This is a genomic window from Flavobacterium sp. LC2016-01 (assembly GCF_009711135.1).
GTDB lineage: Bacteria > Bacteroidota > Bacteroidia > Flavobacteriales > Flavobacteriaceae > Flavobacterium.
Window position 1 is genome coordinate 86293 of record NZ_WMIC01000004.1, and the last position, 23491, is coordinate 109783.

The 23491-nt window shown below is 38.7% G+C and carries 17 protein-coding genes; 9 read left to right on the top strand and 8 right to left on the bottom strand.

The annotated features are described in order from the left end of the window. Positions 1–25: 25 nt before the first annotated feature. The 7 genes from GKZ88_RS09760 to GKZ88_RS09790 form a co-directional block, all read right to left on the bottom strand. Complete coding sequence (locus GKZ88_RS09760; RefSeq protein WP_155102192.1) at positions 26–901, bottom strand: NmrA family NAD(P)-binding protein; 876 nt, start codon at positions 899–901, stop codon at positions 26–28. Positions 902–1474: 573 nt separating this feature from the next. After that, complete coding sequence (locus GKZ88_RS09765) at positions 1475–3022, bottom strand: DHA2 family efflux MFS transporter permease subunit (protein ID WP_155102193.1); 1548 nt, start codon at positions 3020–3022, stop codon at positions 1475–1477. A gap of 44 nt (positions 3023–3066) precedes the next feature. Then, positions 3067–4317, bottom strand: a complete 1251-nt coding sequence (fabF, locus tag GKZ88_RS09770) for a beta-ketoacyl-ACP synthase II (protein ID WP_155102194.1) — start codon at positions 4315–4317, stop codon at positions 3067–3069. Between the two features lie 38 nt (positions 4318–4355). Next, positions 4356–4946: a TetR/AcrR family transcriptional regulator gene (locus GKZ88_RS09775; protein WP_155102195.1), complete on the bottom strand. Its 591-nt coding sequence runs from the start codon at positions 4944–4946 to the stop codon at positions 4356–4358. 63 nt (positions 4947–5009) lie between these two features. Next, positions 5010–5459, bottom strand: coding sequence for a DUF1304 family protein (locus tag GKZ88_RS09780; RefSeq protein ID WP_155102196.1), 450 nt, complete (start codon positions 5457–5459; stop codon positions 5010–5012). 40 nt (positions 5460–5499) lie between these two features. Next, a complete protein-coding gene (gene lpdA, locus GKZ88_RS09785; protein WP_155102197.1) occupies positions 5500–6906 on the bottom strand; it encodes a dihydrolipoyl dehydrogenase in 1407 nt (468 codons plus the stop codon). Between the two features lie 35 nt (positions 6907–6941). After that, positions 6942–7427 (bottom strand): GNAT family N-acetyltransferase, encoded by a 486-nt coding sequence (locus GKZ88_RS09790; protein ID WP_155102198.1) that lies wholly within the window; start codon positions 7425–7427, stop codon positions 6942–6944. 714 nt (positions 7428–8141) lie between these two features. On the opposite strand from GKZ88_RS09790, the gene GKZ88_RS09795 reads away from it, so the two are divergent. The 6 genes from GKZ88_RS09795 to GKZ88_RS09825 all read left to right on the top strand — a co-directional run bounded on the left by GKZ88_RS09795 (position 8142) and on the right by GKZ88_RS09825 (position 18353). Continuing rightward, entirely contained in the window at positions 8142–9776 is a 1635-nt protein-coding gene (locus tag GKZ88_RS09795; RefSeq protein WP_155102199.1) for an NADP-dependent glyceraldehyde-3-phosphate dehydrogenase, read from the top strand. Positions 9777–10059: 283 nt separating this feature from the next. Further along, positions 10060–11634, top strand: a complete 1575-nt coding sequence (mqo, locus tag GKZ88_RS09805) for a malate dehydrogenase (quinone) (protein ID WP_155102201.1) — start codon at positions 10060–10062, stop codon at positions 11632–11634. Positions 11635–11966: 332 nt separating this feature from the next. Further along, on the top strand, positions 11967–12788 hold the full coding sequence (locus GKZ88_RS09810; RefSeq protein WP_155102202.1) for an alpha/beta hydrolase: 822 nt from the start codon (positions 11967–11969) through the stop codon (positions 12786–12788). Between the two features lie 88 nt (positions 12789–12876). Next, a complete protein-coding gene (locus GKZ88_RS09815; RefSeq protein ID WP_155102203.1) occupies positions 12877–16584 on the top strand; it encodes a metallophosphoesterase in 3708 nt (1235 codons plus the stop codon). Between the two features lie 237 nt (positions 16585–16821). After that, entirely contained in the window at positions 16822–17226 is a 405-nt protein-coding gene (locus tag GKZ88_RS09820; protein WP_155102204.1) for a response regulator, read from the top strand. Between the two features lie 431 nt (positions 17227–17657). Continuing rightward, positions 17658–18353: a hypothetical protein gene (locus GKZ88_RS09825; protein ID WP_155102205.1), complete on the top strand. Its 696-nt coding sequence runs from the start codon at positions 17658–17660 to the stop codon at positions 18351–18353. Positions 18354–18602: 249 nt separating this feature from the next. On the opposite strand, the gene GKZ88_RS22320 is transcribed toward GKZ88_RS09825, so the two are convergent. Next, on the bottom strand, positions 18603–19421 hold the full coding sequence (locus tag GKZ88_RS22320; protein WP_196216468.1) for a hypothetical protein: 819 nt from the start codon (positions 19419–19421) through the stop codon (positions 18603–18605). Between the two features lie 1313 nt (positions 19422–20734). Between GKZ88_RS22320 and GKZ88_RS09835 the strand changes: the two genes are divergently transcribed. Genes GKZ88_RS09835 through GKZ88_RS09845 form a run of 3 tightly spaced genes read left to right on the top strand, consistent with a single transcriptional unit; the run spans position 20735 to position 23484 of the window. After that, positions 20735–21040 (top strand): polyhydroxyalkanoic acid system family protein, encoded by a 306-nt coding sequence (locus tag GKZ88_RS09835; RefSeq protein WP_155102206.1) that lies wholly within the window; start codon positions 20735–20737, stop codon positions 21038–21040. Between the two features lie 27 nt (positions 21041–21067). After that, positions 21068–22438 carry a metallophosphoesterase gene (locus GKZ88_RS09840; protein WP_155102207.1) on the top strand — a complete coding sequence of 457 codons (1371 nt, stop codon included), beginning with the start codon at positions 21068–21070 and terminating at the stop codon, positions 22436–22438. Between the two features lie 2 nt (positions 22439–22440). Then, positions 22441–23484: a GTPase-associated system all-helical protein GASH gene (locus GKZ88_RS09845; RefSeq protein ID WP_155102208.1), complete on the top strand. Its 1044-nt coding sequence runs from the start codon at positions 22441–22443 to the stop codon at positions 23482–23484. The last annotated feature ends 7 nt before the right edge of the window (positions 23485–23491 follow it).

The window sequence follows — 23491 nt, forward strand, 5'->3', positions numbered from 1 at the left end:
TTAATATGTTTTTAAATGCGTTATTTTAGTTTTGAAATGCTTTTTTGTTTTTACTGATATAGTCTTCAATGGCCAATGGAGCCTGTCCGGTCAATTCTTCAACTATCTTATTGGTACCGGCAAAGATTCCGTCCCTGCAGTCCTGCGCTACATTGCTGATATGCTGAATGAACCATGGTGAGAAATTCCTGTCGGACAGTACTTCTTTAAAATTTTCAATAGGGATGGGGATGTATTCGATATTGCGGCCTAATTCTTTTGAAAGGGCGGCTGCAATTTCATATTGTGACATTTCCACCGGTCCGTATAGTGGATATGTTTTTCCGATATGTTCTTTAGGGTTGGAAAGGATTGCTGCAATTACGCGGCCTTGGTCCTCTGCTGCAATGGGAGCGTAGACACCATCTCCGAAAGGCAGGACAATACGGTTGTTTAAACGTATCTCATCCGCAAAATACATCAGCCATTCAGCGAAAAATGTAGGGCGGATATGGGTTACCGGAACCCCTGAGCGGTCTAGTAACCTTTCGGCCAGCCAGTGGTTCTGAGCCGCATGGCTCTTGGCAATTCTTCTGGCTGAGATCTGGGACATATTCAAAATATGGTTTACTCCATTCTCGATTGCTGCCTGAGCAAAAAAAGCGGTTGCTTCTAGTATTCCCGGCACCTGGATCGGATATACAAAATAAGCTGTATCGATCCCTTCAAGGGCTTTGCTGACTGCTTCGAAATCTAAAAGGTCACCCTGAAAAATCTCTACTCCCTGTTTTTCCAATTCATCTGATCTTTCATCAATTTTATGTACCAGTGCCCTAACAGGAATATTTAAAGCCAGTAATGTTTTGATTGCATTTCTGCCTGTTGCGCCTGTAGCTCCTGTGATTAAAACTTTATTTTTCATAATGTTAATTTTTTAATGTTAGTAATAATTTACATGGCAAAGTACCGTCAATCTCAAACTAAAAACATTCACAAATGTTAAAATCCACATTTCCATTTAATAAAGAATAGACAGTGCTCCGTCGCATTGTTCATATATCGTGCCTAGCTTGTAAATGCCTGATAATCAATTAAGTGAAATTTATTTTTTGATTTAGAATGAATCACATATCGATTTACGGCGAAACAATATGCGACATATGGACTTTGTATAAATGTTCCTTCAATGCTATTGATCATCAAGGAGTTATAATATTGTATGACAATGTTTTAAAAAAACAGAATTAGAGCTGCTGAAATATAATTTTGAAAATATCCAGGACTGTTCTTTGGTATTTGCATTGAGGATATAAAGACTGTTTTATTTTTAATCTGCAGTCAGTCTTCTTATTATCATATTCTTTAAAAAGCAGGAAGGTTTGAAAAAAAAAGGCATTAAAAAAGAAGCCAGAACTATAGCTGGGTAAAACTATAATTCTGGCTGAAAAAAAAATGAGGATTTAAAATATCGAATAGAAATGAAGATATGTATTTATTAATGGTCCACTGATGCAATTACTACAGGGCCTTTTCTTTTTTTGGCTACAATGATCAGCAGCGGTATTGCCAGGGTAAAGAAAAGACCAATAAAGAGATATCCGTCAATGTAGCTCATCAGGATAGATTGTCTCTGAACGCCCTTGTCCATAAGTGCCAATGCCCTTACGCGCGCGTCGTGAGCGCCGAATCCATGCTGTTGGAAAAGGCGGATAAGATTATTGAGTTTGGTCATCGCTATAGGATTTGTTTCTGTTACATTGCTGATCAGATCGATGCGGTGTGCTGCAACCCTGCGCGCGATGTAGGTATTTAGAATTGAGATTCCGAAGGAGCCTCCAAGCTGGCGCATCATATTGTTTAATGCCGCACCCTGAGGCATGTCTTTGGGTTCGAGCGAAGAAATGGCCAGTGTTGCAAGGGGCACGGTAAGGAATGCCATCCCCACGGCTCTGAATATTAATGTCATGGCGATATAAAATGCGGAGGTTTCCAAAGTGATTTGTGACATCGACCAGTTAAAGTAGATAAAACAAAGGAAGCCCAGAAGGACGATAAAAGCCGGGGAGACACCTTTCTGAAGCATTTTTCCCGATACGATAAGCACAATGAGTGCCACCACTGATCCCGGCAGAAGAAGTATTCCGGTCTGGGAAGGCGAGAAAGCAAGCAGACGCTGGGCAAGTACCGGAGTAAGATAAATGGAGGTAAACATACCAATGCCGGTAATGAAGGTCAAAACTGCTGCGATAAGGAGTTCCTTGCTTTTAAGTACACGAAGATCGACAACCGGGTTATCGATATGCAGTTCCCATAAGATGAAAGCCAGAAGTGAAACAAATGCGATAACAGAAAGCACCACGATATATTTCGCCTCAAACCAGTCATCTGTCTGTCCTCTTTCCAGGACCGTCTGCAATGCCCCGATTCCGATAGTCAAAAGTGCTATACCAAGCCAGTCTACTGCTGTTTTTTTACCTTTTAACGCTGGTTCTGTCAGTAAAAAGAAGCAGGAGAAAGCAACAATAATCCCAATAGGCACATTGATGTAGAAAATCCATGGCCATGAAGCGAATTCGGTAATATAGCCTCCAAGGGTCGGCCCGATCGTTGGTCCTATAAAAATCCCAACACCAAAAATGGCACTCGCAGTTGCCTGTTTTTCTTTTGGAAAAAGTTCATATACCACCGCTGCAGATACAGAAAGAAGCGCGCCTCCTCCAATACCCTGAAAGAAACGAAAGGCAACCAGTTCCCAGATATTGGTTGAGTTGCCGCACATGAAGGAACAGAATACAAACAATACTACAGATCCAATATAATAATTTCGGCGTCCCAGATTGGTGGTAAGAAAACTGGTCATGGGGATGATAATCACATTGGCTATCGCATAAGCGGTGATCACCCATGAAGTGTCCTCTAGTGTTGCCCCAAGGTTTCCGCTCATATGCGAAAGGGCGACATTTACAATTGAGATGTCGATAAGTTCCATAATGGCAGCGGCTATCACGGTAAACAAGAGTATTTTTCTTTGTAATGGTTCCATGTTTCATTATACCAATCGGTATATTTTTAAGTATGAGTTAGAGTTTATTTTGTGAATTTTTTAAAAATTGTGGTCGCTGTATGCCCTCCGAATCCAAAGGTATTATTCAGGGCGTAGTCTACTTTGGCATGTATGGATTTTCCGGAGATAATGGAAAGATCAGAGGGGATCTGCTCATCGAGATTTTCCAGATTAATTGTTGCAGGAATAATGTCGTTTTGCACTGCCAGCACGCAAATGATGCTTTCAATCGCTCCGGCGGCTCCCAAAAGGTGGCCCGTCATGGATTTTGTCGCACTTATGGATACGGGCAGGTCTCCAAAAATACTATGGATGGCTCGCAGTTCGCTGAGATCCCCTTGTGGTGTTGAAGTTGCATGGGCATTGATATAATTGATCTCTGCCGGCTGAATTCCGGCTTCACGAAGCGCACTTTTTATCCCCAGTGCTGCACCATGTCCATCAGGCGGTGTCCCGGTCAGGTGATAGGCATCGGCTGCCATCCCGCCTGCGGTCATTTCAGCGTATATCCTGGCTCCGCGAGCTATGGCATAATCCCAGTCTTCCAAGATTAGGGCTCCGGCACCTTCCCCGGCTACAAATCCGTCACGGTCTTTGTCAAAAGGCCTTGATGCTCTCTGTGGCTGCTCATTTCTTTTAGAAAGTGCCTGCGAGGCATTAAATCCGCCGATTGAAGAAGGGGTGATGGCGGCTTCCGAGCCTCCGGTGATCATTACCTTGGCCCTTCCAAGTCGAATGGCGTCATAGGCGCTTATAATGGCTGTATTGGAAGACGCGCATGCTGAGACTGTAGCGTAGTTTGGACCGTAGAGTTTATGTCTGATCGAGATGAGTCCTGCGGCGATATCGATGATGATTTTAGGAATGAAAAATGGATTGAAACGCGGTGTACCGTCGCCCATGTTGAATTCTTTGGCCTGCTCCTCGAATGTCGTAATTCCCCCATATCCTGAGGCCCAGATAACACCAATCTCTTCCCTTTGCTGCTGGCTCATAGAGGAGAAATCAAGATTGGCATCTTTTATTGCCTGATCGCTGGCTGCAATGGCATATTGGGTAAAGAGATCATATTTGCGGACCTCTTTTTTCTCAAAATAATCTTCGGCCCTGAAATCTTTTACCTCACAGCCAAATGTGGTCTTGAATTTTGAGGGATCAAATTTAGTAAGGGGAGCGGCTCCGCTTTTTCCGTCCACTATGTTTTTCCAAAATTCTTCTACAGAATTGCCAAGCGGGGTTACAGCCCCCAGTCCTGTTATTGCTACTCTTTTCATAAGATATATTTTAAATTAAAATATTTTCGACTCAGGGTTTAATCAAGTGCATCGATCACTATTTTCACTGATGCCATAATATCGGAGAAATTCTGACGGTCCCCGGATATTTTCGAAATCATTACGGCTCCTTCAATGCTGGCAATAATGCCCAGAGCGGTTTTTTTCGGATCGATATCCTTGGCTTTGAACTCACCGGTACTGATCCCGTTTTCTATTATCCGGGCCAGCTTTTCCTGCCAGAAATTCAGCGCCATCTGTACATACATCCTCAGTACGGGATGGGTATCATCAGCTTCTGTCGCCGTATTTAAAATCGGACAGCCCCCTGAGGTGAAAATTTCATTGAACTGGCCGGTATAGAGCCTGGGATATACCATCAGTTTGCCCTTGGCAGTGCTCTGTAACCTGATTTCATTTAAGAAATAGCGCTGCAGTTTATGTACATTGAAGTGAAATGAGGCTACTGCAAGTTCATCTTTATTTTCAAAATTTCCATAAATAGAACCTTTAGTCAGTCCGGTAGCATCCACGATATCAGCAATAGAAGTGCCCGCATATCCTTTTTTATTAAAGACAGGCGCGGCCTTTTCTACGATGAACGCTTTTGTTTTTTCAGCTTTTGACATGATGGAAAATATTCTGCAAATATATACCGATTGGTATAATTTTACAAATATATTGGCTTTTTCTTAACGTTTGCCCTGGATTAGAATAAACTTGGGGAACAAACGAAAGAAGAGCACTGCCGCGGGTACGGCCTGAAAGAAGGCAAGCAGATAGGCTTTTGTTGAAAGCGCCAAGGTAATGCCTGCCCCTGCAGCCGAGAAACAAAGAACGATCAGCAGTGCATACCCTGCGACATACTGGCGTCTCAAAATCAGAAAATAACCCCAGACCCCTGTAACTACCAGAAAGAAGTTATAAAATCCCTGGTTGATAAAAAGATTCTTGAGTGTAAGGGCTTGTACCCAGGTCTCGGAGCTTACCGGATTGTTCAAAAGCGCAATCAGCGGAGTATGCACTTCGGGCCAGTTCCATAAAACTGCCTCAAGGATAAAAAACATAATGTGTACAAATAATATAAAAGGCAGCAGTATTTTACTGAGCGTGTCCAGTTCATGGGATATTTTCATTTTCATTTTTTTAGCGGTAAGTAATGCAGATTAAGGGAATTGTGACTTAAATATTGATTGAGCCCTGTCCCGATGAGATAAGGTATGCTTCTTTAAGGGCCTCGGAGTAAGTAGGGTGCGCATAGGAGATACGGTACATATCTTCATTGGTTACCTCATATTCCATTCCGATGACACCTTGTGCAATGAGATCAGCAGCACGTGGACCGATGATATGCATTCCAAGTATTTCACCGTATTTTGGGTCAGAAAGCACTTTTGCAAATCCTTCTTTTTCCATAGCGGCGCGCGCTCTGGCACTGGCTGAGAAAGGAAATTTACCGCTCTGGTAGGCCATGTTTTTTGCTTTAAGCTCGTCTTCTGTATAACCGACCGAGGCAACCTCCGGCCATGTATAGACAACAGAGGGGATAAGCCTGTAGTTGATGTGGGGCTTTTGTCCGTTGATGGTCTCGGCAACAAATACCCCTTCATCTTCTGCCTTATGGGCAAGCATGGCTCCGGCGATGACATCTCCAATGGCATAGATATTATCTTCTGCTGTCCTAAGTCTTTCATCGGTTATGATGCGGCCCTGCTTGTCAAGTTCAATTTTGGTATTCTCAAGGCCAAGCCCTTCGGTATAGGGTTTTCTGCCCACTGCTACCAAGCAGTAATCAGCAGTGATTTCCAAAACCTCTTCTTTCTCGTTGCTGTATTTTACACTTACCGAGTCTCCATTATTTACAGCTGACTGCACTTTCTGGCTCAGAAAGATTTCCACATCGGATCGCTGCAATATTTTTTTAAGTTCCTTGCCCAGGTCCTTGTCCATAGTAGGGATCAGGCTTGGGGCATATTCAAGGATGGTGACTTTCACTCCGATCCTTGCAAATATGGAAGCCATTTCAACCCCTATGACCCCGCCGCCGATAATGACCATGGTTTTTGGCTTCTCTGACAGTGAGAGCGCTTCCGTTGAGGTGATGATGCGCGTTTTGTCAATTACGACCCCCGGAATTGTAGAAGGTTTTGACCCCGTTGCAACCACAAAATGTGCGGCCGTGTAATCTACATAAGAGTTATCGTCTTTTGTGACTCTTATTTCCTTATTGTTTTTAAAACAGGCAGTTCCCTGAATGACCTGGATTTTGTTCTTGGCCATCAGGTAGTTCAAACCGTCCGTATTTTGTCCCACAACTTCTTTTTTGCGGTTGATCATCTGCTGGAAGTCCAGGGTCAGTTCCCCGGTACCTATGCCATGGGTCTTAAATTTGGTGGCTGCGGTGTGAAAATGCTCGGTACTGTCCAGAAGCGCTTTAGTAGGGATGCATCCTACGTTTGTACATGTTCCCCCAAGAACGCTGTATTTCTCTACGATAGCAGTTTTATAGCCCAATTGCGCTGATCTGATTGCAGCCACGTACCCGCCGGGGCCTGATCCTATTACGATAATGTCAAAATTAGTTTCCATAAGTTAACTTTTAGATTGTATTTATTTTACATTGATTAGAACAGGATTCGCAAGTGATAAAGTTTCGAATTCCTGTCGGCAAATTTATATTCAGTGGGGAATTCTAGAGGATCGTTAATCTGCTGAAATCCGTTTCTTAAAAAGAAATGCTGTGATGCTACGGCTATCTCGGGGGTATGCAGGTAAATATTGCGATATCCCGAAACCTTGGCATACATTAAAAGCTGGCGAAAAAGCTGCTGTGCGATGCGTGTTTCTTTTCCACGGTGTTCTTTCTCGACAAAGAGATGCCTGATCACTGCAGTTTCACTGCTTAGTGGCTGCAGCCCTATAGTTCCGCTGATGACATCATCGTATCTGGCAATCCAGAATCCTCCTTCCTCGTAGAAGGTGTCAAGGTTATATAGGTCCGGCTGCTCGTGGGGCTCGAAGTCCAGTTTGAATTCATCGTTTTCTATGTTTAGGACAAAGGCCCGTACAGCCTGGCTGTCTTCTTCATACAGTTGTTTTATGGTCAGCATATTTTATTACTTTTTTGTTTTTTAATTTTCAAAGACTAGCCGCTGTCCGAAGCATATTCTGATCTTCGTGCAAACAAGGCAATAGTGATACCAATAATTTAAAACACTGACAATGTGTGTTTTATGTGTTTTTTTGATTTTCAGAATATTTGTAATATCGCTTTTTACCCGTTTTTGATGCGATATTTGGCTTGTACTGTACTGCTATTTGATGGTACAAATTTCCTTGATCTGTTTTTGAAAAACATTCTCATTTGTTAATAAAGCCAAGCAAGCATGCAAAAGCCGCTTTCTGAGCATAAAAATTCTTGTGTTGATAATCTGAATATGCAGCCCTTTTATTTAAAAGTAGTATTTTACTTATTATAAAATTGAGAGCAACAGCTGAAATTGAAAAAAAAATAAAGAAGGGCTTATTTTTGAAGGGCAATACGGTATTGAAAATCATAAATATTTGAAAATCAATAAATTATTTCTTTGCCGCATTTTAAAAAGAATTGATATATCACATTTATACTATCTGAGTTGTGATATATGGTTTTTTTCTAAATAATATCATTTTAAAATCTTTAAAATATTGATATTTAATCTTTTAAAGGGTGTTAATTTCTGGGTTCCGTATTGCCGTGTAATGAATTTTTGGATTTATATTTGAGAGAGCAATTCACTTTTCGATGTCAGAATTGGAATCAGAAACCTTTTAAAATCTCTCCTATGGAAAATTCAAATGAATCTACAAAAGCTATTGATAATCTGTTTGTGGAAGAAAGCCAGATCCCGGATCAATATAAGATTACGCCTATCCACCAGCGTGAGTATCTGCTCAACGGTCAGCTGGTTAAATGGGAGGGTGATGTAACAGAAATTTTCTCTCCTGTTTTTATTCCGGGACCCGGTGGTCTGGAGCGAAAATTATTGGGAAGCATACCGCATACTTCTTCAAGGGAAGCAATGGAATCCCTGGATGCCGCGGTTGCCGCCTACAATGACGGACAGGGCGAATGGCCCACAATGAGTGTGGAGGACCGCATTGGATGCATGCAGAAATTCGTGTACCTGATGATCCAGCAGCGTGAGGCGGTTATAAAACTGCTGATGTGGGAGATTGGCAAGAGCCTGCCTGATTCCACTAAGGAATTTGACCGTACGGTAGATTATATCAATGCTACAATTGATGCGTTAAAAGATCTGGACAGGCAGTCTTCAAGATTTGAGGAGGCAGAGGGGATTCTGGCGCAGGTCAGAAGGTCTTCCCTGGGTGTGGTGCTGAGTATGGGACCATTCAACTATCCTTTGAATGAAATTTTTACAACTCTCATACCTGCCCTTATTATGGGCAATACTATTTTATTCAAGCTGCCAAAACATGGTGTGCTGGCTCATTATCCGCTGCTTAATGCCTTCAGGGAGGCTTTTCCGCCTGGAACTGTCAATACACTTTACGGCAGAGGGGCAGAGATTATTTCCCCGCTCATGGAAAGCGGCAAAGTCAACGTATTGGCTTTTATAGGCTCGAGCAAGGTTGCCAATGGACTTAAGAAACTGCACCCCAAAGCAAACAGGCTTCGCTCTATTTTAAGCCTTGATGCTAAAAATGCAGCCATTGTGACCAAACATGCCGATCTGGATGTTGCTGTCAATGAATGTCTGCTGGGTTCGCTTTCTTTCAATGGGCAGCGATGCACGGCGCTCAAACTGATTTTTGTCCAGAGAGAAGCGGCCGATGAATTTGTCGAGAAGCTCAGCCGCGCCGTATCGCAGTTAAAGCCCGGTCTTCCATGGGATAAGGATGTGAAAATAACACCGCTGCCTGAACTGGATAAACCCGAGTACCTTAAGGCCTGTCTGGAGGATGCCCAGGCCAATGGCGCTAAAATCATCAACGAAAATGGAGGATATACCAACAATTCATTTGTTTTTCCATCGGTAGTATACCCTGTAAACGATAAAATGAAATTATATCATGAGGAGCAGTTCGGTCCTATTATTCCGGTTGTTGTTTTTGATTCCATTGATGAACCGATCCAGTATCAGATCAATGCTTCGCACGGTATGCAGGTAAGTATTTTCAGCGAAGATGCCAAAGAAGTGGCAAGTCTTATAGATCCGTTTGTTAATCTGGTTAGCAGGGTAAACATAAACTGCCAGTCACAAAGGGGACCCGATGTATTTCCATTTACAGGAAGAAAAGACAGCGCGGAGGGGACTTTGTCCATATCAGATGCACTGCGATCGTTTTCGATCCGCTCTTTGGTTGCCACAAAGGCCACCGATGCCAACAAAAATTTATTCAACAGTATTGTAAGGGACCACGATTCTAATTTTTTGAGTACAGATTATATTTTTTAAACTATCAGTATTAACAATTTAAAATCAACACTATGATGACATTTACTTCTTCAGAGATTTCCAAGCAGCAGAAAACGCTAAAATTCCTGGCGGCAGTTTTTTTGCTTTTAGCCCTTATCATCGCCCTTGGTACTATAGCCGGTACATTGTACCTGCTCTTGACCCCTCATGGAATCGGAGGATGGATCCTGCCATTTTTTACATTTTCGTCAGGGCTTGTACTGTTTTTGTTTTTATTCTCCTTTTCGAAGATCTTATCCATATTAATTGAAATCAGCAGCAGATGAAAAAGATAACCCTTTGTCTGATGGCATCAATGGTGCTTTATTCGTGCAGGGATCAGAAAAGTGACCAGAGTGAAACGGTGGATGTCGTTTTGGTAGGCGGCGGAATTATGAGTGTTACTCTGGGAAACATGCTTCATGAGCTTGATCCGGAATTGTCGATAGCTGCCTATGAAAGGCTCGATGCAGTAGGAAAAGAAAGTTCCGCTGCATGGAATAATGCCGGTACGGGGCATTCTGCGCTGTGTGAGCTAAATTATACCCCTGAACTTGCTGACGGGACAATAGATACCCACAAGGCAGTTGAGATCAATGAATCTTTTGAGGTCTCAAAGGAATTTTGGTCTTACCTGGTAGCTGCCAAAAAAATAGGTCCGGCTTCCTCTTTTATAAATCCGACACCCCATATGAGTTTTGTCACAGGTGAGGCCAACGTAAAATACCTTAAAAAAAGATACCTGGCACTGCAGAAAGAGCCGTTGTTCACCGGGATGGAATACTCTGAGGACCAAAAGCAGATCCGTTCATGGATTCCTCTTGTCATGGATGGGCGCGACGCTTCGCATAAGGTGGCAGCCACTAAAATTGACATAGGAACCGATGTGAACTATGGAATCCTTACCCAAAAACTGGCTTCAAATCTGGTCGGGTCAGGAAAAATGAAACTTGAACTCAGTCATGAGGTTAATGATTTTAAAAGAAATGATGATGGGACATGGAGCGTTTTTGTTAAAGATTTAAAAAATAATAAAACGAAAACCATTCGTGCAAAATTCGTTTTCATAGGTGCGGGCGGGGCCACACTTCCCCTGCTTGAAAAAACGCATATTCCAGAGGCAAAGGGATATGGGGGATTTCCGGTAAGCGGCGAGTGGCTGGTATGCAATAATGCTCAGATCATAGCCCAGCATCAGGCAAAAGTTTACGGCAAGGCTTCTGTAGGCTCGCCTCCGATGTCCGTCCCTCATCTTGATACGAGGATCATCAATGGAAAAAAAGAGCTTTTGTTCGGCCCTTTTGCCGGCTTCTCTTCTAAATTCCTTAAAAACGGCACGTGGGGGGATCTTCCCGAGTCCTTTAATTTTTATAATATCAGGCCGATGCTGGAAGCCGGTCTTGACAATGTTCCGCTGACCAAATATCTGGTGGAGCAGGTGGTGCTGACCCCGGAAGAGCGATTGGCGGCACTTCGCGAATATTTTCCCAAGGCCAGGATGCAGGACTGGGACTTAAGGGTTGCAGGACAGAGGGTGCAGGTCATAAAAATTGATGAAAAAACAAAAGGGGGAATCCTGCAGTTTGGAACAGAGGTCGTAACGGCATCAGACGGCAGTGTTGCTGCTCTACTGGGGGCATCACCCGGAGCTTCCACCTCGGTGTCCATTATGCTCAAAGTAATTGAGAAGTGCTATAAAAAGGAACTTCAAACGCCGGCATGGCAGTTAAAAATCAAGCAGATGATCCCTTCTTACGGGCTGAAGCTTTCCGATGACCCTGCTCTGGCCAATGCGATAAGAAAACACAACAGCGAGCAGTTGGGAATTATCTGGAAGTCAATTGGTTCAAATCCTTAAGCTTTAGAATCCTGATTTAAAAGGAAGAAAAGGAGATTTTTTTTGGCAGGCATTATTTTAAACCACGATCAGGGCGGAAGTTTCTATGCTGGGATGCAGTTTTTATATTTCACAACACCCCGCAAGAATTAGCGAAATACAGTTAACAAGAAAAAAGTTTTGAGCTTTTACAGGGCTGATATTCAGTGATTTTCTGCTTTAGCATAGTTGTTGCCTCTGGAACTGACCTTGCATTGACAGAGCAGATCATGATATGTATTGGTATTCATTTTGAATATCTGATAAGACAGCTTCAATTTTAAAGTCATTGTTAAACACTAAAAGAAAATAAAATGGCAAATATTACACTAAAAGACGGAACAGAGATTTATTACAAAGACTGGGGAACGGGAAAACCAATTTTTTTTCATCATGGGTGGCCGCTGTCAGCTGATGACTGGGATGCGCAGATGCTTTTCTTCCTGGATCAGGGATTCAGGGTAATTGCGCACGACAGAAGAGGGCATGGAAGATCCTCGCAAACCTATACGGGCAACGAAATGGATACTTACGCGGCAGATGTAGCTGAACTGACTTCATTTCTGGACTTGAAAGATGCTGTTCATATTGGGCATTCCACAGGAGGCGGCGAGGCAATCCGATATGCGGCACACTATGGCAGGGACAGGGTTTCAAAAGTAATCCTGATCAGCGCGGTGACGCCCTACATGATTGAAGATGTGAACAATCCACATGGGGTGCCGATAGATGTCTTTGATGATATCCGGTATAATACGGCCAATAACAGGCAGCAGTTTTATCATGATCTGACTTTTCCCTTTTACGGATACAACAGAGCGGGAGCGGATGTCAAAAAAGGGATCCAGGATAATTGGTGGCGTCAGGGAATGTCCGGCGGCATAAAGGCGCATTTTGACTGTATCAAGGCATTTTCTGAGACTGATTTTACCCAGGATCTTAAAAGCGTTGATTTTCCAGTGTTGATCTTACATGGCGAGGACGACCAGATAGTGCCGTACAACGTTACTGCGCTCAGAGCGATCGAACTGGTAAAAAATGGAAAATTGATTACCTATCCGGGATTCTGCCATGGGATGCCGACAACCAACGCGGATGAAATCAATTCGGATATACTTGCTTTTATTAAATCCTGAAATCCTAAATTTTAAAGTACTAAAGTTATATTGGGATTTCCGCGGGAAGACTATATTTTTATTTTAAGAAGACCAAATTAGATACACTATGAAAAAGGCTGTGATTTTATCTGTATTTATTTTATCTGTATTTATTTTATCATTATTTGGAGCGTGCGCTGTTTTCAAGCAGCAGTCCCTTGATGAAACTGCCGGGGAGCCAGAGAAAAAAATAACCCACTCTGTTTATCTTACATCAGGTTATGGGCAGAAAGGCCAGGGCGATCATTACCTGAAACAATTCCAAAAAATAATAGAAAAATCCGATCGGAACGCTACGGTTTTATTTTTGGGAGATGCTGTTTCATCAAAGACAGGAGACAGCCTATCGGATCCAAAAATGCTGGAAGAACAATTAGGGGCCGTCGGGAATTTTAAAGGAGGCACTTATTTTATTCCGGGTGATTTCGAATGGAAATATAAAGACAGCAGAAAGGAAAAAAAGCTTCAGGATTTAATAAAAAACAAAGCAGATAAATCAGTCCGTTTTCTGCCCCAAGATGCAGGTCCCTTAGCCAGGGTATCGGCCAATGAAGACCTTGAAATTATTTTCATTGACTCGCAATGGTATATTTCCAATTGGGATGATGTGATATACATAAATGAAGATTCACCGGATATAAAAACCAGAAGACGCTTTTTGGAGGAACTGGAAAGCATGATCCGTGATGCCGCATTTAAAAATGTGATTATAGCCATGCACCATCCTGTTTTCAGCAATGGAAAACATGGAGGAAAATACAGTTTCAATGATTACCTTCAACCGCTTCCTGTAATTGGTTTTGCAGACAAGGCTGTGAGGAAGCTGGGGGGCAGCAGTCCGCAGGATATTGCTTACAGCAGGTACAGGGAACTGACAAGTTTTGTCGCGACTCTTGCCAAATTATCCGGCAATGTTACTATTGTATCAGGGCACGAAGCCAGCCTGCAGTATCTTGAGGGCGGAGGAATCCATCAAATTATAAGCGGTACGCTTTCAAAAAGCGAAGCCACTAAACTCTCAAAAGGAATCATTACTGCTCCGGGAGGAAAATTAAGCTATAAAGGCATTTACAGTTCAAGTGAGCATGGATATGCCAAAATTAATTATTACCAGGACGGCTCCTGCGATGTTGAATTCCATTCTTTTGAAAATGATCAATTATTATATCGCCACGCCCTTAGCGGGCCGCTGCCGGTGATTGAAAAAAAGAAACCGCAGGACTTTGCTGCAGCTTCTTCTGCTGCTACAACAAAAGCGCAGATCCTGACTAATGAAGAGACCTCGAAATCAGGATTGTACAGAGTGCTTTGGGGTGATCACTACAGAGAATATTATTCCACTCCGATAAATGCAAATACGGCTTTACTCGATACACTGAATGGAGGGCTTACTATTATGAAAGAAGGCGGCGGTCACCAGTCGCAGTCCTTAAGATTGGAGAATAAACAAGGCCGGCAGTATGTTATGCGTTCCCTTAGGAAAGATGCTCTTAAATTTCTGCGCTTCAAGCTCAAAGGGATTGCCTTTGACCAGAATGCTTACGATGATACGTATGCGGAGGGAATGGTAGCTGATTTTTTTACCACTGCCCATCCTTATGCCCAGCTGGCGGTCAGTGATATCGCGGATGCGGCGCTGATCAATCATTCGGATACAAAATTATATTATTTTCCCAAGCAGGCGCAGTTTGGGGATTTAAATGACAAATACGGCGATGGTCTTTATTTTATTGAGGAAAGACCTTCGAAGGGGCAGAAAGACTTTAAAGGGTTTCAGTATTCATCCACGGATAATAAAGGGCCTATAATTGATTTTGTGGGAACGACAGAAGTTCTGGAAAAACTGCGCAGCAATGAAAAATACAGTATTGACAAGCGCCAGTATATTCGCTCGCGGATTTTCGATATGCTTTTAGGGGATTGGGACCGTCATGAAGACCAATGGAGATGGGCTTTAAGAGAAACAGGAAACAAAAGCGGGATGTATGTTCCGATCCCCCGTGACCGGGATGCCGCCTTTTCCAAATTTGACGGGGCAGGCCTGGCTGTTGTAAAACAAATCGTTCCCGAAACCCGATTCTGGCAGACCTATGATGCGGATCTTGAGAATGTAAAATGGTTCAATTCAGAAGCCTATAATCTTGATAAAATTTTTGTATCGCAGTTCGATGAATCAATCTGGAGAGAAGAGGCGCAGTCGATCCAAAAAAGCATCAGTGATGCTGTTATCGATAAGGCATTTTTAAAACTGCCTTTGGAAATGCAGGATCAGTCGTTAGAGAATATCAAAAATAAATTTAAAGACAGGCTTAAAAATATTGATAAGATAGCCGAAGAATATGCCGGTATTATAAATAAAAAAGTAATCATTTACGGCAGCGACAAAAAAGATATCTTTCATATTACAAGAGGAGCTGATGGCAATACTGCTGTAGAAATATTTACGGAGCAAAACAGCGCCGCACCTTATTACAGCGCTAAAATCAATTCCGGACAGTCCTGCGAAATATGGATTTACGGGCTCAATGGCGACGATGATTTTATTGTGCAAGGAGATGCAGACCATCATTCGCTTATTCGGATGATCGGCGGTTATGGAACAGACCGTTATACAATCCAGAACAGCCAGAAGACCAGAATTTATGATTACGATTATGAAAAAAGTATTGTCGATGCAGAGAAACCGTCCAAAAAGCAGCTGTCTTCATTATATGAAACCAATAACCTGCATTTCAGATATTTTCTTCCCAGCAATAATGTGCTTCTTCCTGCTTTAGGATTTGCCACTGATGATGGCTTTTTTCTGGGAATAAAAGATAAATATATTTACAATGATTTTAATGGAAACCCTCATAAACAGATCCATCAGGTTTTTGCCAATTATTACTTCACGTATCAATCTGCCGAGGCGGGATACAGCGGTACTTTTTTTAATATTTTTCCCCATGTGAATCTGCTGGCTGAGGCCTATTTTTCAGGAGCTAAATTCTCAAACAATTTCTTTGGCTACGGCAATGAAACGGTAAATGATGACAAGACACTTGGAAAGGACTACAATCGCGGCAGAACGCGTCAGACCAATTTAAATTTAGGGCTGGAATATCATAAGCTTAAAATTAAGGCCCTTTATGAAAATTATGAGATAGAAGAGATGGATGATCGTTATTTCAACAGCACCAATCTTGATCCGGCTGTTTTCCAGCATCAGAATTATCTGGGAGCAGAGGCATCTCTTCTATACAAAAACAGGGACGCCGAAGATTTCCCGACTCAGGGATTATATGCCGAAACCAGGGCAGGCTGGAAGTTCAACGCCAATAATGGAGATAATAATTTTGGTTATGCCATGGGCAAAATCGGACTGGAAGACAAACTGGTCAAATCGGGCAGGCTGGTATTTCAGACTGTAGTTGAAGGACGCGTCATTTTTGGGGATAACTATTATTTCTATCACGCTTCTTCCCTTGGAGGAAACCACGGGCTCAGAGGGTATCGAAATGAACGCTTCAGCGGAAAAAACAGTTTGTATGACAGTTCAAATCTCAAGCTTAAGGTTGCGAGTTTTAAAACAGGTTTACTGCCAGTAGATTTTGGGCTTTATGGAGGATTTGACTGCGGACGTGTGTGGATAGAGAATGATCCTTCCCGAAAATGGCATACCTCGCAGGGCGGAGGAATATGGCTTGGCGGGCTTAGTTCATTAAGTCTTCAGGCAGCTTATTTCAATTCTGATGAAGGGAACATTGTATTTGTAGGATTTGATTTTAAATATTAAAGGGCCATGTACTATTTCCTTGGGAGAATTTGTTTGCGCACATTTCAATTTCCGCAATTGTGCCTGTTTTTATCTATTTAAAAAGTAAATTTTAAGTTATTACAAAGTTTTTCGGGCTTATTACAAATTAGCATAGGCACTATTTGATACAGTTTGATTTTGTTTTAAAATTGTATTGGATAAAAAGATAACCACTGATTATTCAAGATTTTTTTACTTAAAAAATGCAGTTGAATTATGAAATACAAAAATATATTACTAGTCCATGATGATACTGATGATGCAGAGATTTTTGTATCACTTTTGAAGGCAATCAATCAAAAAATTAGATCTTCTGTAGAAAGCAGTGCACTTGAAGCTTTAAAAAAACTTCAGGATTCAAAATTAACGCCAGATATAATTTTTCTGGATTATCATATGCCATATCTTGATGGCACTGAATTTCTTAAATTACTTCGAGATATTAAAGGTCTAAAAAAAATCCCGGTAGTGCTTTATTCCCGACATCCAGAAGTCATGATGCTCGAGGCAATTGCCAAATTCAAAAAAGTGCAGTTTTTGAAAAAGCATGGTAACTTTCTAAAGCTTTTTGAATTACTGCAAAAGATAATTTTACCTGAAAAGTCTTTAAAAAAAATGTGACTTGAAATTGGAACTCTGAATGACGAATTTTATATTTAAAGGATGTTTCGTTGAAAGTTTTTAATTGTTTAAGAAAAAACAAGTTCTTGAATGATATTGCTTGAAATATATTATGAAATACTAAGTCTAAATCTTAGTCGACTTTTCATTATTTACTGAATGCTATAGATTATTTTGAATAACAGTTTCGAACCTAAGTTTGTCAGCAATTGATTTTACTGGATTTTTAATTTTTCAAATATCAATGTGCCACGATTTTGCCACAAAACTTAAAATGAACGTTTTCAACATATTTCAATTACTGTTTTGTAGCGGGAACAGGAATCGAACCTGTATTTCTCTTAACTTTTTTGATAGTTTTGAAGAAAACTCCATTATCTCTTTAATATAATTATGCTAAATTAGTATCTCTCAATTTAACTAATTATTTTATGTCAAGCATTAAGAATATTACCAAGTCAATAACTGATACTTTAAAAACATCAGATTTAAAAGGTTTAACAGCGGAGTATGGGGAAATATTTCTAGATTCGTTTTTAGATGAAGGAGTGGCAAAAAGCATTCCTGTTCTTAATACACTTTTGGCAGTTTTTAAAACAAGTGGAACTGTCAAAGATATGATGTTTGCAAAAAAGATTCTATACTTTTTAACACAACTTGGTGATGTGGAGGCTGAAGAAAGAGAGAAAATTATTTCTAAAATAGACGATTCTAATGATTACAGAGTAAAAGTTGGCGAAAAGCTACTTTACATTGTTGATAAATGCGATGACCACGAAAAAGCAGAAATCGTCGGTGTTTTATTTAGAGCTTTTCTTCTGGAAAAAATTAGTTACGGTTATTTCATAAGTTGCTGCAGTGTTATAGAAAAATGTATTTTAGTTGAATTGAGAGAATTTGTACTAGAAGACAATCAGGTGTATTCAATTGAACATAATTCGGATTTACTAAGCTGGGGATTATTACGATTTAAAGAATTTTTTTTCGATTTGGAGGAGATTACAAATTATAGTTACGAAGGAGGGAATGAATATAAACTCAATAAAAATGAGCTTGAATTTGAACTATCATATACTGGAGACGCAATACGTAAAAATTTGAGACAATATTATATTGATTTAAATTAGAAATAAATCAATTTTTGAGCTACGTAAAACAGTATTAAAACTGTGTAAATACAAGTAATTTAGAACCTATCTTTGTTATAGCTTTATTTTGCTGGATTTGTATTATTCAATACTCGCATTTGCAGCTAGTCTTCCGCAAAACATTTAAGGTGAAATATATGCGGAATGCGCCTTAGCTTTTTTTTCATACAGGACATCAAGTTCACCCGTGCTTCAGCATTTCTTAATACAGGTGCTCGCAAATGTTTTTTAATCCCACCAATATTCATATCTCCAATGTCTTACTCCATTGTGATGTGAGCAAGTTCCACTGCCTATAGAGTAAGATGGAGTCCCATCGTTACATGTTGCTCCAACTCTTTTCCTCGAGCCACAGGTGAAAAATATAAGAAATATCAATAAGAGACCTGTATATTTAAAAAACTTAAAAGAAAAATCATTTTCGTTGCTTTCTAAATTTTTTAATCTAGTTTTTTGTTCTCTTAAAATTTGTTCTCTTTTTTTCTCCTCCTTGAGTATTGCTTCTGTCTCTTGTGCTACTTTTCGTCTTTTATGTTCAAGTCGGTCATATTTTTCTATTAAAAACACTCTTTCTTCTTCAGATAGATTTTGCCATTCTAAACTTTTGCTAGCTTCAGAAATGACTCTAAAATACTTGCTAGATTTATATGCAATATTTTCGTGCGGATTTTTATTACGAAAATTATACCAAATCACTCTCTTTTGCCCCGTATATAATGTGTTTAGCTTATTTTTTCTTTCAGTTGAATAATTATTCCAATCTCTTTTAGAAATATTTAATCCAACTCTTGCTTCTCTATAATCTTTTTCTTTTGAACGTTGTTTTGATTTCTCTTCATATGCTTTTTCTTGCTCTTGGTTTATCACGCTTAAAAGCAATATTTGAAAAATTGGTAAGATAATTTTGAAACCTAAAAATATAAACATGAAAAATCCAATAAAGTACAATTTGCCAAAAATTGCTATCAAGATTAATGATACAATGGTCAAAACCACTGAAATTGTATTTTCATTTTTCTGTATGTATTTGTTTATAGCTACCAGCATCTTAAACGGTTTTATCAGATAAACTTTTGGAAATATGCAATAAAAATGTGAAGTTGGATTGAATAATCATTTACAGGAAGTCTTCTTAAAAATATTTGTTAACTAGTATATACTATTGACAACATCACACTTATCACAGCCAAGCAGGGTAGGTATCTGACAAAGGTTAAGGTTTATCTATTGTCAAATATATGATATTAAACTTACAAATCATCAGAAAGACTTTTGATTTGTCGAATGCTATTTATAGAAACGTGGGTATAAAATTGGCAGTTTTATTACGGTCATTAATAAATTTTTAAGCTCAACTGAACAGTGGTTCTGGTCATCTATGGCAGTGAGAACGGGACTTGAACCCTTTATAAAAAAAAACTAAAAAAACAACGTATCTAAAAGTTTAGAACCTTAACTTTAGAAGGTATGATTTCATTAGGCATCTGATTTTTAAATATATCAAGTATCTGGATTTAGTCCTAAATCTTTGATTGTTAATTATTATAACTTTTCAGGATGTAGTAATGTTTTGAACTTAAATTTTCAAGTAGTTGTTTTAAAATAGTTTAAACTGTTTCTTGAAAATAGATGCACCGATTCTGCACCCAATTTTACATTATTATTGATTCGCTTATATATATATCATAAATATGTATAAAAGATTCGAATCTGAATTGCTTGTTTTTAGAAACACAGTGTGCCACGATTCTGCCACAAAAACAAAAACATTAAACTTAGGTGTAATTCTTATAAGTTCTATTTGGGAAAAACAAGTGAAAAATTAATTTTTATTAGAATTTTAATCCCCGATGTCGAAAGTAACATTCCTTTATTTACAATAGGATATAGACCGTAATTCCTTTATTTACAATAGGATATAGACCGTAACGTACACTTATTTAGCTAAGATGACAAGGCAACAGCAAACAAAAATTATCGAAATAAGGGTTCTTATTTGTTTGATCTTTTTTACTTATTTAAAAGAATGTATTAATCTAACGGTTACACGAATGTATTTAACTAATTTTAAGGCTTGATCTTTAAGTCTCTGTTAAATTAAACTTTGAAATCAAATTCTTCATAGTATTATAAATTTGAAAGAGGGAATTTGTATTGGTAAGATGTTAGTGTTATTTGAACTTTACAGGTTTAATTTTCGTTTATGCTAAGTTTCTATTTCGTATTAATCTTAATAATGTAATGTGTAAAATTAATAACCTAAAGAATAGGAAGAATTCTATTTTAAATAGTGTGATTTTATATCTACTTATCTAAATATAATTTTAACTTTATAATATATAACACTTAACTAATAAAATTTGTCAAAATTAAATATTACAATAGGTCATAAATTAAGCTTGCTGGAGGCTGAGAAAAGATTAAAATTATTTTGTACTTCTGCACCAAAAAGATTTGCAGGAGAAGTAGACGAATTAAAATTTACTTGGCGTGAAAATGTTAATAATTTTAGTTTCCGAATTGGAAATGTTAAAATTAATGGTACTTTAGCTTTAAAGAATGATTCAATAGTTATCGTTAGTAGTATTCCATTTGCTTTTCTTATATTTAAGACTCAAATTGTCAATGTTATCAAGCAATACGCTAAAGAAATTTTAGAAAGTTAATTAACAGTAATCTGCAAAAAGAAGTAAATGGGATTGAAAATTTTACATTTATCTGATATACATTTTAAGAATTATAAAGATTTACAGTATCTTGATCTTGATAAGGATATTCAAAGAGAGATTGAGATTGATTTGGGCTTTTTGAGGCCAACCTACGGTCAAATTGACATAATATTAATTGGAGGTGATATTGCTTTTTCAGGAACTGAAGAGGAATTTGATATTGCAGATGCATGGATTAATCTTATTTGTACAATTACTGGATGTAAACTAGAAAATGTATTAACAGTGCCAGGTAATCATGATGTTGATCGATCTAAAATTAATGCAGCAGTTAAATCAATTCAATCTCTATTTAAAGGTTTAAGAGGGAGAGGAGATATTGATCGCAATATTGCAGATTACATGGCAGATGCTGAATCTGCCTCAATTTTATTAAGTCCTTTGCAGAATTACAGAACTTTTGCGCAGAAATATGGATCAGTTCCAGAAACGTCCAATAATCTATATTGGGAAAAAGATTTCATTTTGGATCGTAGAATTTTGCGGATACGAGGGGTTAATTCAGCATTAATTTCTAACAAACATGATGATGAACATACCTCCAAATTGGTATTAGGATCTCATCAAAGTAAAATCGTTCGGAATGCAGGAGTAATTACTTTTGTAGTTTGTCATCATCCTCCACAGTGGTTATATGATGGTGATGAAGTAAGAAGGGATTTTAATGCTAGAGCTAAAGTTCATCTTTTTGGTCATAAACATTCATTCGGCTCTGATCGTGTCAATGATACTCTCGTATTATCTGCGGGAGCCATGCAGCCTGCCAGAAATGAAACGGAATGGGAACCTAGGTATAACTTAATTGATGTTTCCATTGATGAGGAAAATGCACCTAAGCAATTATGTATTAAACTATACAAGAGAAAATGGGATAAAACTGACCAATGTTTTATTGCTGAATTTTCAAAAGGTGGAATAATTTATGAGGAACATAATTTGCCTTTATCAGATCATGAGTTGTTAAAAAATAATGTTGTAGAGGATAAAATTAAGGAAAAAGTTAATGAAGAAAAAGTTAATGAAGAAGAAGTTAATGAAGAAGAAGTAAATGAAAGCGAATCAAAAGATTTTATTATGACGCAAGAAGTAATTGATCCACGATCACCTGATCCAAAAAGAAAATTAGCCTTTATGTTTCTTGGGCTGCCCTATCATGTTAAATTAAATATAGCAGTTAAATTATCTTTGATAGACGATAGCGATAGAAATCTTGAGGAGATAAGAAAAGCACAAAAGTATTTTGAAAGAGCTACTGAGCGTGATCTATTAGGTAAACTATGGGATGAGGTAGTTCAAGTTTTAAATTCACCATTACCTAACCCGTTTAAAAAATAACTATGATTAAAAATTTACCAAATTGGTATAGAGTAGTAACAGTTGGCTCATTCAAAGAAGAAACTTTAGAGAAAAGAAGTCTAACAATTGCAGCAGTACTTAAGGAAAAGAATTATGAGTGGATTTTAGAATGTATTAGATTATATTTAGGAAAACCATTACTTAACAGAAATTTTGAAAGTGAATTTTTTGCAGCTTTTTTTAACGACGATGCAATGCTTATTGAAGTAGAATTTGGACTTGAAAAAAGGGTTTTAGCAGGTGCGATAATTGCACAAAAAATTGAAAGTAATACAAAGGATAGTATCAAAACTGCATTATCATTGATATCAGCAAAATTTGGAATGTTGGATTCTTCCATCATAAATATTGATGTAGTCCAATTTGCTATAGATTACGTGAGTAATAGTTCAATTACGGCAAGAGAAACAAAGACAGTCGAATTGACGCCTACAAAAAACACGCCTTTAAAAGAAGAAGGAGCGACAGTTGAAACGCTAATTTCACATGTGAAAAATTTAACCGCGAATTTCAAGATTGTTGAAAAAAATGCTGAAAATCAAAAAAAAATATTAGAATACAATTTAGATATATTAAAGGAAGAATCACAAATTCATTGGTGGATTTTTAGATCTTATAGTAGTCTTTTAGGAAAACCTTTCAAAGAATTAGTGGGCGCAGTTGGTCCTTTTGCAATCGCGCAGGAATTATTCGAACTAATAAATATAATGCCGCCACCATCTAATTTTAAAGAATTTTTAAAAATAACTATTGCCATTACGCAAGATGGACTGACAAAAGAATATTCAATAAAGGACTGTATAGAAGTTCTGGCTGCTGACTTTCAAAAGCATATATTTGAATATGACTTTAATATCTATGATAATATATGTCCTTTATTTTTGGCATTTTCTGAAGCAATAGATAATGAAGTTTCTTGGAGTTCGATTTTTGAAAAAAAGACTAGTTTAAAGACAGATGCACACTTTAGTTCGATTGATTTGGCAGAGCAGTTTTTAATCGAGCAGACTTTATTAAATCAATAATTAGAGT